The organism is Halomonas sp. M4R1S46 (genome assembly GCF_025725685.1).
Classification (GTDB): Bacteria; Pseudomonadota; Gammaproteobacteria; order Pseudomonadales; family Halomonadaceae; genus Halomonas.
Genome location: NZ_CP107008.1, coordinates 2,349,512 through 2,364,122 on the forward strand (window position 1 = coordinate 2,349,512; position 14,611 = coordinate 2,364,122).

At 68.5% G+C, this 14,611-nt stretch carries 13 protein-coding genes; 1 reads left to right on the plus strand and 12 read right to left on the minus strand.

Annotated features, from left to right (window positions below; all coding sequences use genetic code 11):
- Window positions 1-72 precede the first annotated feature (72 nt).
- Complete coding sequence (locus OCT48_RS11110) at window positions 73-1,359, minus strand: MATE family efflux transporter (RefSeq protein ID WP_263592613.1); 1,287 nt, start codon at window positions 1,357-1,359, stop codon at window positions 73-75.
- A 400-nt stretch (window positions 1,360-1,759) separates the two neighbouring features.
- Window positions 1,760-3,574, minus strand: a complete 1,815-nt coding sequence (locus OCT48_RS11115; RefSeq protein ID WP_263589222.1) for a putative bifunctional diguanylate cyclase/phosphodiesterase — start codon at window positions 3,572-3,574, stop codon at window positions 1,760-1,762.
- 289 nt (window positions 3,575-3,863) lie between these two features.
- Between OCT48_RS11115 and OCT48_RS11120 the strand changes: the two genes are divergently transcribed.
- Window positions 3,864-4,661: a 2OG-Fe dioxygenase family protein gene (locus OCT48_RS11120; protein ID WP_263589223.1), complete on the plus strand. Its 798-nt coding sequence runs from the start codon at window positions 3,864-3,866 to the stop codon at window positions 4,659-4,661.
- A 106-nt stretch (window positions 4,662-4,767) separates the two neighbouring features.
- Here the strand turns inward: OCT48_RS11120 and OCT48_RS11125 are convergent, their stop codons facing one another.
- The 10 genes from OCT48_RS11125 to trpB all read right to left on the minus strand — a co-directional run bounded on the left by OCT48_RS11125 (window position 4,768) and on the right by trpB (window position 14,581).
- Window positions 4,768-5,355, minus strand: a complete 588-nt coding sequence (locus OCT48_RS11125; protein ID WP_263589224.1) for a YceI family protein — start codon at window positions 5,353-5,355, stop codon at window positions 4,768-4,770.
- Between the two features lie 21 nt (window positions 5,356-5,376).
- Window positions 5,377-5,946: a cytochrome b gene (locus tag OCT48_RS11130; protein ID WP_263589225.1), complete on the minus strand. Its 570-nt coding sequence runs from the start codon at window positions 5,944-5,946 to the stop codon at window positions 5,377-5,379.
- Between the two features lie 134 nt (window positions 5,947-6,080).
- Window positions 6,081-7,277: an O-succinylhomoserine sulfhydrylase gene (locus OCT48_RS11135; RefSeq protein WP_263589226.1), complete on the minus strand. Its 1,197-nt coding sequence runs from the start codon at window positions 7,275-7,277 to the stop codon at window positions 6,081-6,083.
- Between the two features lie 10 nt (window positions 7,278-7,287).
- A complete protein-coding gene (purF, locus tag OCT48_RS11140) occupies window positions 7,288-8,805 on the minus strand; it encodes an amidophosphoribosyltransferase (RefSeq protein ID WP_263589227.1) in 1,518 nt (505 codons plus the stop codon).
- Between the two features lie 64 nt (window positions 8,806-8,869).
- Window positions 8,870-9,436 carry a CvpA family protein gene (locus OCT48_RS11145; RefSeq protein WP_263589228.1) on the minus strand — a complete coding sequence of 189 codons (567 nt, stop codon included), beginning with the start codon at window positions 9,434-9,436 and terminating at the stop codon, window positions 8,870-8,872.
- On the minus strand, window positions 9,433-10,128 hold the full coding sequence (locus OCT48_RS11150; protein ID WP_263589229.1) for an SPOR domain-containing protein: 696 nt from the start codon (window positions 10,126-10,128) through the stop codon (window positions 9,433-9,435). Before OCT48_RS11150 ends, OCT48_RS11145 begins: the two co-directional genes overlap by 4 nt.
- Window positions 10,125-11,444 carry a bifunctional tetrahydrofolate synthase/dihydrofolate synthase gene (gene folC / locus OCT48_RS11155; protein ID WP_263589230.1) on the minus strand — a complete coding sequence of 440 codons (1,320 nt, stop codon included), beginning with the start codon at window positions 11,442-11,444 and terminating at the stop codon, window positions 10,125-10,127. The genes OCT48_RS11150 and folC overlap by 4 nt, the downstream gene beginning before the upstream one ends.
- Window positions 11,445-11,455: 11 nt before the next feature.
- Window positions 11,456-12,478, minus strand: a complete 1,023-nt coding sequence (gene accD / locus OCT48_RS11160; protein WP_263589231.1) for an acetyl-CoA carboxylase, carboxyltransferase subunit beta — start codon at window positions 12,476-12,478, stop codon at window positions 11,456-11,458.
- A 75-nt stretch (window positions 12,479-12,553) separates the two neighbouring features.
- Window positions 12,554-13,357 (minus strand): tryptophan synthase subunit alpha, encoded by an 804-nt coding sequence (trpA, locus tag OCT48_RS11165; protein WP_263589232.1) that lies wholly within the window; start codon window positions 13,355-13,357, stop codon window positions 12,554-12,556.
- Between the two features lie 9 nt (window positions 13,358-13,366).
- Window positions 13,367-14,581 carry a tryptophan synthase subunit beta gene (gene trpB, locus OCT48_RS11170; protein ID WP_263589233.1) on the minus strand — a complete coding sequence of 405 codons (1,215 nt, stop codon included), beginning with the start codon at window positions 14,579-14,581 and terminating at the stop codon, window positions 13,367-13,369.
- Window positions 14,582-14,611 lie beyond the last annotated feature (30 nt).

Here is a 14,611-nt window from a genome sequence, read left to right on the forward strand (position 1 = left end):
AATTTACACAATAACCAAATTCTTAATACTACTCAGACTTATTTTTCGATTATCCGTCATTTTTTGGTCCATTCAACTACCATGGGCTGGGCTGCGCCGGGGGCTCGCCAGAATGCGTCGCAGCAGCTGCCAGGCCGCGAGCCCCGCCAGCAGGTTGCCGACGGCGGCGCCCAGCGCCAGGCCGCTCACCCCGGCCACCCAGGCCCCGGCCCACAGGCACGGCAGGTAGAACACGAACAGCCGGACCGCGGACATCAGCATGGCCCTGAGCGGCCAGCCGAGCGCGTTGCCGGCCGAGACCACCAGCATGCACACGCCCAGGGCGGCGTAGCTCGGCAACAGGAAACGAATCAGGATCGCCAGCTCGTCCCGCACCTCCGGGTTGCCCGACAGGGTCTCGGCGACCCAGGGCGAGACCAGCGCCAGGACCACCCCCAGCAGCAGCTGCCAGGCCACCACCACGCGCAGCGCCAGGCGCATCAGGCGTTGTACCTGCTCCCAGTCACCGGCGCCGTAACAGCGCCCGAGCCACGGCGGAAGCGACATGGTCATGGCCAGTACCACCATCAGCGAGAGGGTCTCCAGGCGGCTGGCGAGTCCCCAGGCCGCCACCTCGGCCTCGCCCAGCCGTGCCACCACCGCGATCGCCAGCATGGCGGCAAGCGGGGGCATCAACTGGCTGACCATGGCCGGGCCGGCGATGCCGGCAAAGGGACGAAGTGACTCTCGGGCCTCCGCCAACAGCCCCGCTCCGGCCAGCCAGTGCGTCCCCCGCAGGCGGGCGCCCAGCACGACCAGCCCCACCCCGAAGGCCAGCACCGTGGCCCAGGCCGCCCCGGGCAGGCCCAGGCCCGGCCAGTCACCGATGCCGAAGATCAACAGGGGGTCCAGCGCCAGGTTAACCAGGCTGGTCAGCACCATCAGCGACCCCGGGAGTCGGGTGTTGCCATGGGCACGGAAGAGGCTGTAGCCGAAATAGAGCGCCGCGCCCAACCAGGCGGCCAGGAGCTGGGGGGCCCAGTAGTCGCGGATCAGTGCCAGCGATGCCGTGTCGGCCCCCAGCCGGCGGAAGACCGGCCCCTGGGTCAGCCAGAGCACCAGCCCCAGCAGCGCGATCACCGCCGTGCCGGCCAGCAGCACCAGGCTGCCCAGGCGCCGCGCCCTCCCCGTCTCCCCGGCACCCAGGGCACGAGACACCAGGGCGGCAATGGCAATGCCCATGCCCACCTGAACGCCGATGATCAGGAACGACAGCGGGAAGGTGAAGGACTGGGCCGCCAGTGGCCGGGTGCCCAGCCGGGCGACGAAGGCACTGTCCACCAGTTGGAACCCCAGCAGGGCCATCACGCCGATGGCCATGGGCCAGGTCTGACGCCACAGCGTCAGCCCCAGCGACGATGAGGGGGGCGAGGGATGACTCACATCTACTCCGGGTCGCAACGTGAGCTGGGCATTCTACGCCATCCCGTGACGACTCTCAGTCGGCAAACCCGTGGAAGGCAAGGCTATAGAACTTGGATATGACGAGGGGCGCCGGGGACAGGTCGGAGAGGAGGTCCTACGCCAGGGGTGAGGAGCACGGCTCCGAACGGGCTGGCCATGGATGGCCAGCACCGGACCTGCAAGCGGAGCGGGACGCGAGAGCGCCGCAGGGCGTCGGTAGCGCCCAAGGAAGGGTTTACAGCGCCTCCTTGATGGTCCGGCACCCCGGGACCTGTCGCCGGATCAGCCCCGAGCGACACGGCTAACTGCGATAGCCCTACCCGTGAGGACCGGTGACCAGCCCTGACAGCAAGCGCTCGATGTCCGGCGCCGGCATGGGACGATAGAAGTAATAGCCTTGCACCAGATCACAGTGCATCTCGCGGATCAGGGTCAGCTGCTCGGCGTTCTCCACCCCCTCGGCGACCACCTCGAGTCCCAGGCGATGACCGATGAACACCGCCGCCTCCATAATGGCGCGATCCTCGGGTTGACCGGGGGCATCACGCACGAAGCTGCGATCGATCTTCAGTGCCGTCAGCGGAAAGAGCTTGAGATAGCTCAGCGAGGAGTAGCCGGTACCGAAGTCATCGATGGCGATCCGCACGCCGCGATGGTAGAGGCGCCGCAGCCCCTCCAGGATCTGGTGGTCGGCATCGATCAACACGTTCTCGGTCAGCTCGATGCCGATATCGCCCGGCGCCAGGCCATGGGCCTGCACGCACGCCTCGAAACGCTCCAGGGTATCCGGCCGGGCGAGCTGGGAGCCCGAGAGGTTGATATCGATGCGCGACTCGAGGTATCCCGCGGCGCGCCAGGCCGCCTGTTGACGACAGGCCTCCTCGACCACCCAGTCCCCGAGGCGGTGAATCAACCCCGACTGCTCCGCCAGGGGGATGAACTCCGCCGGCGACACCGGGGCACCCTCCGCCGGCAGCCAGCGCAACAGCGCCTCGAGATTCTCGATGCGTCCACTGACGGCCGAGACCTGGGGCTGATAGCACAGGCTCAGCTCGCCCCGATCGACGGCCTTTTCCAGCCGCTCCACCAAGTCAAGCTGATGGACCAGCTCATCGTGCAACCGCTGGTGGAAGAACTGCAGTCCGCCCCGCCCCTCGAGCTTGGCGTGGTTCTTGGCGACGTCGGCGTTACGGATCAGGTCGCGGGCCGTGACCCCATTCTCGGGAAACAGGCCGATCCCCAGGCTGGCCGTCACCATGCGCTCACCGCCCCCGAGACTGAAGGGCCGCTGAAAGACGCCCTTCACCTTGCGCACCAGCCGCAGGACATCGTCGTGAAACTCGATCCCCGGGAACGCCAGCACGAATTCATCGCTCGAGACCCGGGACATCAGATCCGTCCCGCGTTGCTCCTGGCGAAGCCGGTGGGCCAGCTCCACCAGCAGCTGGTCGCCCTGGGCATACCCCAGGGCGTCGTTGATCTCGACGAAGCGGTCGATATCGAGGTAGAGCAATGCCGCGCCGATGCCCCGCCGCCGGCATTCCTCGAGCAGGGCATCCAGCTCGATCTCGAAGGTTTGGCGATTGGGCAGCTGGGTCAGGCTGTCGAAACGGGTCGCGAAGGCCAGGTCGCGATGGGCACGCTTCTGGTCCGAGAGATCCACATCCACGCAAAACATCAAGGGCGATTCGGTGTGCTCCCCCAGCATCACGTGGTGCGAGAACACCGGGACCAGTTCGCCGCTGCGATGCAGCAGCTCGAGCTCCCCCGCCGGAATCTCCTGGCCCTCCTGGATCCAGGCCCGATGGGCCCGAATCACCGCCTCCCGCATGGGAGGCGGAATGATCAGGTGCTCCAGCAGCTGTCCTTCCGCCTCCTCCGCCCGATAGCCATAGAGTCGCGTGCTGGCCTCGTTCCAGTAGATGACTCGCCGGTCCCGGTCATAGCCCTGCACGGCCACCTTGGGCAGGCTCTCCAGCAGGGCACGAAAGCGCTGCTCGCTCTCCAGGTACTGGCGACGCACCACGGCGACGTCCTCGCCGCCCCCGTCGTCCGGGAGTGGCGAGGCCTGCCGGCCGGGGCTCACCCCTTGTACCAACCACCGCCAGAGGCGGGACACAGCACCGATCATCACACTTCTCGGTAGCGGGCGATGAAATCCACTCAGACGTTCTCATGATAGGGCACGTCTCGATTATCACACTTTTCGCTTATTTTTTGCACGGCATCGCCTCGATCTGCCCCTCGCCACCGCCGATGATCCCGGCCATGGCGCCTCTCGCCCTTGGATGCCCCAGGAGAATACGCCACAGAAACACTTATTGACATTTAGAAACAATTCTTCTCCTGTCCTTATTGTTGGCTGATTTTTTTAGTCAACGAACGGGCAATAACGCCCAGGACTCACAGGAGAACGACTCATGAAACTCGACACACTCAAATATGGCTTCGACCGTACCACCATGCCAATCGACCCCCTCGCCGACTACTGGTCGCCAGGCGTCAGCGAGGACCTCAGCCGGCAGCATTGGGCCTTGACGCGGGTCGGCTCGCGGGTGGACCTGGAAGCCTGGCAGGGCTTCACCACGGACCTGCCGCGTGATCCCTATGTCAATCAGCGCTGGAAGCGCATGGCGTGGCTCGCCATCGACGACCAGAACGGCGTCCAGACCCTGGGCCCCTGCCCCATGGCACAGGGCGGCGCCTTCAATGATGCCGAGAGCATGGCCGACAGGCTGCGGTATTACGCGCCGCTGCAGGAGGCGTTTCTGCAACGCCCCGATGTCAGGGCCTTCGTGCGCGCCTGGGCGCGACTCTGGAACATCCAGCCCAATGAACCGATCCTCTTCCAGATCAACGGCGTACGCGGTGAGACGGCCCTCGATCCGCTGCAGGGCCAGGGCATCCATGCCGATGGCTGCAACGCGCTGAGCATCATGGTGTTGACCCGGCACAACGTCACGGGGGGCCGCAACCGGCTGTATGCCGACAAGGCCGGCACCCGGCAGCTCGCCGACATGTCTCTCACCCCGGGGGATGTGCTGCACCTGCGCGACGACAAGCTCTTCCACAGCGTGGACACCATCACCGCGGAAGAGCCGTCGGCGTCCTTCGAGCGCTTCATCATCATCATCAACTCGCGCTTCGTCGACCCCTTCCAGAACCGTATCCTGCGCCGCCACTTCCCGGAGGCCATCCTCCACGGCGCTGGCCGCTGAGGTCCCCGGCGCCGGTCCCGTCAGCCTGGCCTGATGGCCAGGCATGAAAAACACCCCCTGCCAGCGGCCGGGGGTGTTCTGGTTCGGGCGACGCCTGATCGGTGTGTTACTGGCGAATGCCCTCGAAGGTCACGTAGAGCTCGAGTTCCTGCATCGGCTCGGGGAAGCTGGACATGTCGATGCCATAATCGGCCAGGGCCAGGGTCGTCGAGCCCTCGAAGCCGGCCCGATAGTTGCCCCAGGGGTCCTCACCCTCGCCCAGCAGCGTCACCGGCATCTCGATGGCCCGGGTCTCGCCGTGCAGGGTCAGCTCGCCGCTCAGCACGCCCTGGTCCTCGCCGGTCGCCTCGAAGCCGGTGGAGGTGAAGCTGGCGGTCGGGTACTCCGCGACGTCGAGGAAGTCGTCGCTCTTGATGTGCTTGTCGCGCTCCGCGTGGTTGGTGGTCAGGCTCGCCACGTCCACCTCGAGGTTGGCGGAAGAGGCCGCCAGATCGTCCGGGTCATAGCTGAACTGGCCGGAGAAGTCCTCGAAGCTGCCCAGGATATAGGAAAAGCCGAGGTGGCTGATCTTGAACTGGATGAAGGCATGCTGGCCCTCTTCGGTATCGATCACGTAGTCGGCGGCCTGGGCCTGGGCAAGCGGCACGAGGGCGGTGGTGGCCAGGATGGCCGCCAGGGCGTTCTTCTTGAACATCGCTGTCTCCTTGGAGGTGACTCAGGGGTGTGGCGTCCCGCCGCGACGGGCATGACGCGGATGAAGCATGCGGACCAGGGTGTCGTGGCGATCCCGGTAATGGTGCTTGATGGCGGCCAGGGCATGGCCCGCGGCCAGGCCCATCATGGCCAGGGCGCCGTACCAGTGGACGGTGCCGGCCAGGGACGCCTGGTTGGGCAGGTCGCTGACCAGCGCCGGCACCGTGAACCAGCCGAAGACGCTGATGCCGTCGCCCTCGGCGGTGGAAATCAGGTAGCCGCTGATCAGCACCAGCAGCATCAGCGCGTAGAGCGCCACGTGCCCCAGGTGCGCGGTGAGGCGTTCCAGGCGGGGGCCGGGCAACACCGGTGCCGGCTGGGGAAGCCGCCAGGCCAGCCGCGCGAGGGTCGCGGCCAGCAGCAGCATACCCAGCGAACGGTGCCACCAGGGCGCCAGGTTGTACCAGCTGTCGTAGTAGCCGAGCCCGGTCATCCACCAGCCCAGCACGAAGAGCCCGACGAAGGCCAGCGCACTCAGCCAGTGCAGCAGGATGCTGACCAGCCCCCAGCCGGAAGTCGAGTTACGCCACATGAGCGACTCCTGATCATCGCGAATCGAGACGACAGGCTACCCGACCGGACCGGCCGAATCCGCTGAAAAAAGATGAAAGTTTCGTTCGGAATTTCCACATGCCGCCCGGACGGACGGCATGTGAAGCAGGAGGATCAGGCCAGGGCATCGAGCCCGCGGGACAGGTCCGCCTGGAGATCGGCGAGGTCCTCGAGCCCGACGGCCACGCGGATCAGCCCCTCGCGGATGCCGGCGGCGGCCTTCTGGTCGTCGGAGAGACGACCGTGGGTGGTGGTCCCGGGATGGGTGATGGTGCTCTTCACGTCGCCCAGGTTGCCGGTGATCGACAGCAGCCGGGTCGCATCGATCACCGACCAGGCGCCCTCGCGGCCCCCCTTGACCTCGACGCCGAGCACGGCGCCGAAGTCGCGCTGCTGGCGCGCCGCCAGGGGGTGCTGGGGATGGCTGGCCAGGCCGCTGTAGTGGACCCGCTCCACCGCCGGGTGGACCTCGAGCCATTCGGCCAGCTGGCGGGCATTGGCGCAATGGGCCTTCATCCGCAGGCCGAGGGTCTCCAGGCCCTTGGTGAAGATCCAGGCATTGAACGGGCTCAGGCAGGGCCCGCAGGTGCGCACCACGCCGTACACCTCCTCGAGCAGCTTGTCGGGCCCCACCACGGCGCCCCCCACCGCACGTCCCTGACCGTCCAGGTACTTGGTGGCGGAATGGATCACCAGGTCCGCCCCCAGGGCCAGCGGCTGCTGCAGGGCGGGAGTCAGGAAGCAGTTGTCGATGGCCAGCCAGGCCCCATGGCGACGGGCGATCTCGGCCAGCGCCGCGATATCGACCACCTCGGAGAGCGGATTGGACGGGGTCTCGGCGAACAGCAGCCTGGTCGCCGGCGTCACCGCCGCCTCCCAGGCCTCGAGGTTCGAGAGCTCCACATAGCGGATGGTGATGCCCAACTTGCTCAGATACTTGTCGAACAGGCTCACCGTGGAGCCGAACAGCGAGCGCGAGGCGACGATCTCGTCGCCGGCCTGCAGCAACGCCAGTGCCGAGGCGAGGATCGCCGACATCCCGGAGCTGGTCGCCACGCAACGCTCGCCGCCTTCCAGAGCGGCCAGACGCTGCTCGAAGGTGCGCACCGTGGGGTTGGTGAACCGGGAATAGATGTTGCCCGGTTCCTGGCCGCCGAACTTGCGCGCCGCCTCGGCGGCACTCTCGTAGACGAAGCTCGAGGTCGGGAAGATCGGCTCGCCGTGCTCCTGCTCGCCGGTCCGCTGGTGCCCGGTACGGATCGCCCGCGTGTCGAGGCCCCAGGCGTCCGCCGGATTGGATTCGTCGTGCATGAGGCCTCCCTCAGTCGATGTCGTCTTCCTGATTGTGCATGCCCACCAGGGCATGATCACCGGCGCTCTGCTCCTTGGCCGCGTCGTTGCGGGACGCCTCGAGATCGGCCAGGTAGGTGGCGTCGATGTCGCCGGTGATGTAGCGACCGTCGAACACCGAGCAGTCGAAGGCGTCCAGGGCCGGGTTGACCTCGCGACAGGCGTCCTGGAGGTCATCCAGGTCCTGGTAGATCATGCGGTCGGCGCCGATCAACTCGCCCACCTCGGCCTCGCTGCGGCCATGGGCGATCAGCTCGTTGGCCGCCGGCATGTCGATGCCGTAGACATTCGGATAGCGAACGGGCGGCGCCGCCGAGGCGAAGTAGACGTTGTTGGCCCCGGCCTCCCGGGCCATCTGGATGATCTGCCGGCAGGTCGTGCCGCGCACGATGGAGTCGTCCACCAGCAGCACGTTCTTGCCCTTGAACTCGATGTCGATGGCGTTGAGCTTCTGGCGCACCGACTTCTTGCGCTGGGTCTGGCCGGGCATGATGAAGGTCCGCCCGATGTAGCGGTTCTTCATGAAGCCTTCCCGGAAGGTCACGCCGAGGTGCTGGGCGAGCTCCAGGGCCGAGGTCCGGGAGGTGTCGGGGATCGGGATGACCACGTCGATGTCGTGATCCGGCCATTCGGCCTTGATGCGATCGCCGAGCTTGCGGCCCATCTGCATGCGCGTGCCGTAGACATAGGCGCCGTCGAGGATCGAGTCCGGACGTGCCAGGTAGACGTGCTCGAAGATGCAGGGGGCGAGCCGCGGGGCGTCGGCGCAGGACTGGGTATGCAGCTGGCCGTTCATGTCGACGAACAGCGCCTCGCCGGGCGCCAGGTCACGGTGCAGCTCGAAGCCGCCGACGTCGAGGGCCACCGACTCGGAGGCGATCATCACCTCCTGGCCGTTGCCCTCGTCACGGGTGCCGAAGACCACCGGACGGATGCCGTTGGGATCCCGGAAGGCGACCATGCCGACGCCGTTGATGATCGCCACCGCGGCATAGCCGCCACGGCAGCGGCGATGCACTCGTCGCACGGCATCGAAGATGTCGCCCGGCTCCAGGTGCAGGCCCTGCTTGCCCAGCTCATGGGCGAAGACGTTGAGCAGCACCTCGGAGTCGGAGCTGGTGTTGATGTGGCGCAGGTCGGAGGAGAACAGCTCCTGCTTGAGCTGCTCGGAATTGGTCAGGTTGCCGTTGTGGGCCAGGCTGATGCCGTACGGCGAGTTGACGTAGAACGGCTGGGACTCCGCCTCGCTGGAGGACCCCGCCGTGGGGTAGCGCACATGGCCGATGCCCAGGTTGCCCTTGAGACGCGCCATGTGGCGGGTGTGGAAGACGTCACGCACCAGGCCGTTGCTCTTGCGCAGCAGGAAGCGCCCCTCGTTCCAGGTCATCATGCCGGCGGCATCCTGGCCTCGATGCTGAAGCACCGTCAGGGCATCATAGATCCCCTGGTTCACCGCCTGCTTGGCCATCAGGCCCACGATACCGCACATTACACCTTACCTCGCTCGCCTAGGGTGGGACGGCATCGAGAGGCCGCCCCGTGTTTCATCAATGTCAGGGGGAGGCGACCTCGTCCGCTTCCGTCGCCGGTCGCGAGGCGGAGCGCGGGAGGTCGCCCAGGGACGGCGCCGACTCGGGCAGGCGATCCTCCCAGACCGCCAGTCGGCTTACCGCCCAGTCTCTCATCTGTTCGAAGCTCGGGCGCAGCGTGGCCTGCTGCCAGGCCTGGAGCTGCACCAACGGCGTCAGGCTGATCACGATGGTGACCAGCACCAGGATCGCCGCGCCCTTGGCCGCCCCGAAGGCGGCCCCGGTGACCCGATTGAGGAGCCCCATGCCGACCCACTCGATGGCGGCATGCATCAGCCGGATGATCACGCCACAGGCCAGGATGACGGCGAAGACCACCAGCACGAAGGCCAGCACCAGACGGCCGTCGGGGCTGTCGATGACGCCGGCCAGCAGCTCGGCCACCGGCTCGGCCAGCCAGCGCGCCGCCAGCAGGGCGACGATCCAGGAGGCCAGCCCGAGCGCCTCGCGCACCAGGCCTCGCAGGAAGCCGGCCAGGGTGGTCACCGTCAGCAGGCCGATGAACAGCCAGTCCAGCCAGGTCAACGTCATGGCGCCTTCACCAGCAGGCCCTGCAGGTTCAGGCGGGCCTTGAGCTGGCCCATCACGTCCTCGGCCACCTCGGAGTTGGCATAGGGGCCCACATAGACGCTGGTCAGGTCATTGCCCCGTGGCCGCAGGTAGGCCGGATAGCCCTGCTCGGTCAGCCGCGTCTCGAGGCGCTCGGCGTTGCCCGGCTCGCCGAAGCTGCCCACCTGGACGGCCCACTCGCCGCCGGGGGCGGGGGAAGCCGGCTCGCTGCCGGACGCCTCGCTCCCGGCCAACCGCTCGTCGGCGGCGCGGGCCAGGTCGGCGATGGGGTCGGCCGAGGCCGACTGCTCGGCGGCCTGTTCCGGGGTGCCGGCCTCGGCGACGGCTTCAGGTTCGGGTTCGGGTTCGGGTTCGGGTGCGGAAGCAGTCGACGGCGTGTCTTCCTGCGCGGGTGCCGGGGCCGGCTCGCGGGACGCCGTGGCCTCGTCGCTCGCCGTGTCGCGACCGGCCGCCGGGGTCTCCTGCAGGCTCTCGGGCGGCTGCGGATCCGCCACGTCGCGGCGCTGGACCTCCACCGGCTGCTCCATGGTCAGCACCGGCTCGGGGCGATCCTCCCGGGGAGCCGGGTCGTCGAACAACAGCGGGACGAAGATCACCGCCAGGGCGATCAGGATCAGCGCACCGCTGACCCGCTCACGCATACCGTATTTCATGTCGCTCCCTCGCTGGGCCTGTCATCCGTTGCAGTCTGCGCCCGGGACGCCCAGGCCGCCAGCACGGCGCCCACGGTGAAGAAGGACCCGCAGACCAGCACCCGATCCTGGGGCTCGAGGCGCGCTTCCAGCCAGTCCGCCCCCTGCCCCGGCGACGCGGCGCGATGCCATACCGTCTGGCCCAGGGCCTCGAGGCGGCCGGCCAGCGCGTCGGCGCTGCGCGCCCGGTCGCCGTCGAGGCTGACCGGCACCCAGGCGTCGATCACCGGCGCCAGGGTGCGGATCACGCCATCGGCGTCCTTGTCGCCCAGCATGCCGAGCAGGGCGATGGTGCGTCCCCGGCAGGGCCGCTCGGCCAGGCGACCGGCCAGGTAGCCGGCGGCATGGGGATTGTGCCCGACGTCCAGGCACCACTGGCCCCGCCACTGCATGCGACCGGGCAGCGTCACCGACGCCAGGCCCTGGCGGCAGGCGGCCTCGTCCAGTGCGATGCCGGCCAGCGCCAGGGCCTGCAGGGCGGTGGCGGCATTGTCCAAGGGCAGGCCCGGATCGGGCAGCGCCGCCAGCCGACGCGCCCGCCCCGCGGCGTCATGCCCCCGCCAGGTCCAGCCGGGATCGATGGCCAGGCGCCGGAAGGCCTCGCCCAGGGCATGCACCGGCGCCCCCAGCGCAGCCGCGGTGGCGCGCACGCTCGTCGGCAGCGCGGTGCTGCCGAGGACCACCGGGCGCCCCGAACGCATGATGCCGGCCTTTTCCCGACCGATACCCTCGAGATCGTCGCCGAGAAAGGCCGCATGGTCCTGGGCGATGGTGGTGACCACGGCCACGTCGGCATCGAGGATATTGACCGCATCCAGGCGCCCGCCGAGGCCGACCTCGAGGATCGCCAGGTCCGGGCCCCGCGCCGCGATGGCATGCAGCGCCCCCAGGGTGCCCGCCTCGAAATAGGTCAGGCTGACCGGGTCGCCGTCATGCCGGGCGGCGTCGACCGCCTCGAAGCCCGCCACCAGGCAGTCGTCATCCGCCTCCTGGCCGTCCAGGCGGAGGCGCTCGTTGTAGCGCAGCAGGTGGGGCGAGGTGTAGGTCGCCGTGGTCCAGTCATGGGCCCGGGCCAGCGCTTCGAGCATGGCCACGGTGGACCCCTTGCCGTTGGTGCCGGCCACGGTGATCACGCGCCCGGCGACGGGGCCGTCCAGCAGGCCCATACGGCGCGCGACCTCGGCCACCCGCTCGAGGCCGAGATCGATGTCCACCGGATGCGCCGCCTCCAGCCGTGCCAGCCAGGCCTCGAGCGGGGAAAGGGAAGCGTCGTGCATGGGCTCCTGGCTCAGCGGCCGGCGTCGGGGCGCTGCTCGTCGCCCGTCGGCTCTGCCGTCTCCACCGGCTCGGCGGCGTCCGCCGCGGCCGGCGCCTCCTCGCCCTGGGCTTCCGCCTGCTGCGCCGCATCCACCAGGTCGGGCTCGGCCGCCGGCTCGGGCTCGGCCAGGCCGGTGGTCGGCTGGTGGGTCAGCTTGCGCAGCACCCCGCCGAGGCGAGCACGGATCTCCTGGCGATGGACGATCATGTCCACGGTGCCGTGCTCGAGCAGGAACTCGCTGCGCTGGAAGCCCTCGGGCAGCTGCTCGCGTACCGTCTGCTCGATGACCCGGGGCCCGGCGAAGCCGATCAGGGCATTGGGCTCGGCGACGTTGAGATCGCCGAGCAGGGCCAGCGACGCCGAGACCCCGCCGAACACCGGGTCGGTGAGCACCGAGATATAGGGCACGCCGGCCTGCTTGAGCTTCTCCAGGGCGGCCGAGGTCTTGGCCATCTGCATCAGCGAGAACAGCGCCTCCTGCATCCGCGCCCCGCCGGAGGCGGAGAAGCAGATCAGCGGGATGCCCTCCTCCAGGGACAGGGTGGCGGCGCGCACGAACTTCTCGCCCACCACGGCGCCCATGGACCCGCCCATGAAGGTGAACTCGAAGGCCACGGCCACCACCGGCAGCCCCTCCAGGGTGCCGCGCATGGCGACCAGGGCATCCTTCTCGCCGGTGGCCTTCTGGGCCGCCGCCAGGCGGTCCTTGTACTTCTTGGAGTCCCGGAACTTGAGGCGATCGATGGGCTCGAGGTCGGCGGCGACTTCCTCGCGACCGTCCTTGTCCAGGAACCAGTCCAGCCGCTTGCGGGCGGTGAGGCGCAGGTGGTGATCGCACTTGGGACAGACGTTGTGGTGCTTCTCCAGCTCGGGCAGGTAGAGCACCGCCTCGCACTTGGGACACTTGCGCCACAGGCCGTCGGGCACGCTCGCGCGACGGTCCTTGCGCTGAATGCGGCCCACCGAGGGCACGATCTTGTCTAGCCAGCTCATGTCAGAAACGCTTCCATCTATGCTGTCGCCCCCGGCGAACCGGGGGCGGAATCGAATCGGTCGGCGCGGGGCCCGTCACGCATCCAGTGCCTGACGCATCTCGCCCAGTACCGCCTCCAGGGCGGCGGGAATCGCCTCGGGCGCATCGGCGTTCTCGGCGATTCGGCTGACCAGCGCACTGCCCACGATCACGCCGTCGGCGACCCGGCCCATCTCGGCGGCCGAGGCCCCATCGCGAATGCCGAAGCCCACGCACAGCGGCAGGTCGGTCAGCTCGCGCAGCGGGGCCAGGTGCTCGGCGACATCGTTGGCATTGGGGGCGGCGCCACCGGTCACCCCCTTGAGGGACACGTAGTAGAGATACCCCTCGCCGTGGGCACATATTGTAGCGGCCCGGGCGCGGGAAGTGGTAGGGGCCACCAGGAAGATCGAGGCCAGGCCGCGCGCCTTGAGGGTCGGGCCGAGGATGTCGGCCTCCTCCGGGGGCATGTCGACGATCAGCACCCCGTCGACGCCCGCCTCGCGGGCCTGGTCGGCGAAGGCCTCGAGGCCGATGCGCTCCACCGGGTTGAGGTAGCCCATCAGCACGATCGGCGTCTCGGCGTCGTCGCGGCGGAACTCGCGGACCATCTCGAAGAGGTGCGAGAGCCGCACCTGGTGCTTGAGGGCGCGCTCGCAGGCCTTCTGGATCACCGGGCCATCGGCCATGGGGTCCGAGAACGGCACCCCCAGCTCGATGACGTCGGCCCCGGCACGCACCAGGGCGTGCATGAAGCCCACGGTATGCTCCGGGGCCGGGTCGCCGGCGGTGATGTAGGGAATCAGCGCGCGGCGTCCCTGGGCCTTGAGCGCGGCGAAACGTTGGTCGATACGGTTCATCAGGGTCCCCTAGATGTCGATGCCGTCGAGCTTGGCGACGGTCAGGATATCCTTGTCGCCGCGTCCGGAGAGATTGACCACGATATGCTGGTCGGGGCGCATGGTCGGCGCCAGCACCTTGGCATGGGCCAGGGCATGGGCCGACTCCAGCGCCGGCATGATGCCCTCCACATGGGTCAGCTCGCGGAACGCCTCGAGCACGGCGTCGTCATCGGCGGCCACGTAGTTGACCCGGCCCACGTCCTTCCACAGGGCGTGCTCCGGCCCCACGCCGGGGTAGTCGAGCCCCGCCGAGATGGAGTGGGTGTCGGAGACCTGGCCGCCCTCGTCGGACATCAGGTAGGTGCGGTTGCCGTGCAGCACGCCGCGCGGCGCGCCCGAGGCCAGCGGCGCGGCGTGACGCCCGGTGGCGACCCCGTCGCCGCCGGCCTCGACGCCGTACATGGCGACCTCGTCGTCCTCGACGAAGGGGTAGAAGAGCCCCATGGCGTTGGAGCCGCCGCCGACGCAGGCGATCAGGGCGTCGGGCAGCCGGCCGAACTCCTCGAACGACTGGCGGCGCGCCTCGCGCCCGACCACGGCATTGAAGTCGCGCACCAGCATCGGATAGGGATGCGGCCCGGCCACGGTGCCGATGATGTAGAAGGTATCGTCGACGTTGGTCACCCAGTCGCGCAGCGCCTCGTTCATGGCGTCCTTGAGGGTCCGCGTGCCGGACTCCACCGGAATGACGTTGGCCCCCAGCAGGCGCATGCGGTAGACGTTGAGCTTCTGTCGCTCGACGTCCTCGGCCCCCATGTAGACCTCGCACTCGAGGCCCAGCCGGGCGGCCACGGTGGCGGTGGCCACGCCGTGCTGGCCCGCGCCGGTCTCGGCGATCACCCGCGGCTTGCCGCTCTTCTTGGCCAGCAGGGCCTGGCCGATGGTGTTGTTCACCTTGTGGGCGCCGGTGTGGTTGAGGTCCTCGCGCTTCAGCCAGACCTGGGCACCACCGAGCTGCTTCGACCATCGCTCGGCATGATAGAGCGGTGACGGGCGGCCCACGTAATGGGCCAGGTCATAGTCGAATTCCGCCTGGAAGTCCGGATCGTCGCGAAGACTCAGGTAGGTCTTCTCCAGATCCTCCAGGGCGAAGCTCAGGGTCTCCGAGACGAACCGGCCGCCATAGGGGCCGAAATGGCCACGGGCATCCGGCAGTCGGGTCAGGTCACTGAACTTGCTCACGAAAGACACCTCACAGGGTCGCCAGAAGGG

Excerpts from the sequence above, each read along its gene's own strand:
- OCT48_RS11115 (WP_263589222.1), bottom strand. The coding sequence starts at position 3,574 with ATGATCGGTGCTGTGTCCCGCCTCTGGCGGTGGTTGGTACAAGGGGTG.
- OCT48_RS11125 (WP_263589224.1), bottom strand. The coding sequence starts at position 5,355 with ATGTTCAAGAAGAACGCCCTGGCGGCCATCCTGGCCACCACCGCCCTC.
- folC (WP_263589230.1), bottom strand. The coding sequence starts at position 11,444 with ATGCACGACGCTTCCCTTTCCCCGCTCGAGGCCTGGCTGGCACGGCTG.
- trpA (WP_263589232.1), bottom strand. The coding sequence starts at position 13,357 with ATGAACCGTATCGACCAACGTTTCGCCGCGCTCAAGGCCCAGGGACGC.
- accD (WP_263589231.1), bottom strand. The coding sequence starts at position 12,478 with ATGAGCTGGCTAGACAAGATCGTGCCCTCGGTGGGCCGCATTCAGCGC.
- OCT48_RS11120 (WP_263589223.1), top strand. The coding sequence starts at position 3,864 with ATGAAACTCGACACACTCAAATATGGCTTCGACCGTACCACCATGCCA.
- purF (WP_263589227.1), bottom strand. The coding sequence starts at position 8,805 with ATGTGCGGTATCGTGGGCCTGATGGCCAAGCAGGCGGTGAACCAGGGG.
- OCT48_RS11135 (WP_263589226.1), bottom strand. The coding sequence starts at position 7,277 with ATGCACGACGAATCCAATCCGGCGGACGCCTGGGGCCTCGACACGCGG.
- OCT48_RS11150 (WP_263589229.1), bottom strand. The coding sequence starts at position 10,128 with ATGAAATACGGTATGCGTGAGCGGGTCAGCGGTGCGCTGATCCTGATC.
- OCT48_RS11130 (WP_263589225.1), bottom strand. The coding sequence starts at position 5,946 with ATGTGGCGTAACTCGACTTCCGGCTGGGGGCTGGTCAGCATCCTGCTG.
- OCT48_RS11110 (WP_263592613.1), bottom strand. The coding sequence starts at position 1,359 with ATGGCCATCGGCGTGATGGCCCTGCTGGGGTTCCAACTGGTGGACAGT.
- OCT48_RS11145 (WP_263589228.1), bottom strand. The coding sequence starts at position 9,436 with ATGACGTTGACCTGGCTGGACTGGCTGTTCATCGGCCTGCTGACGGTG.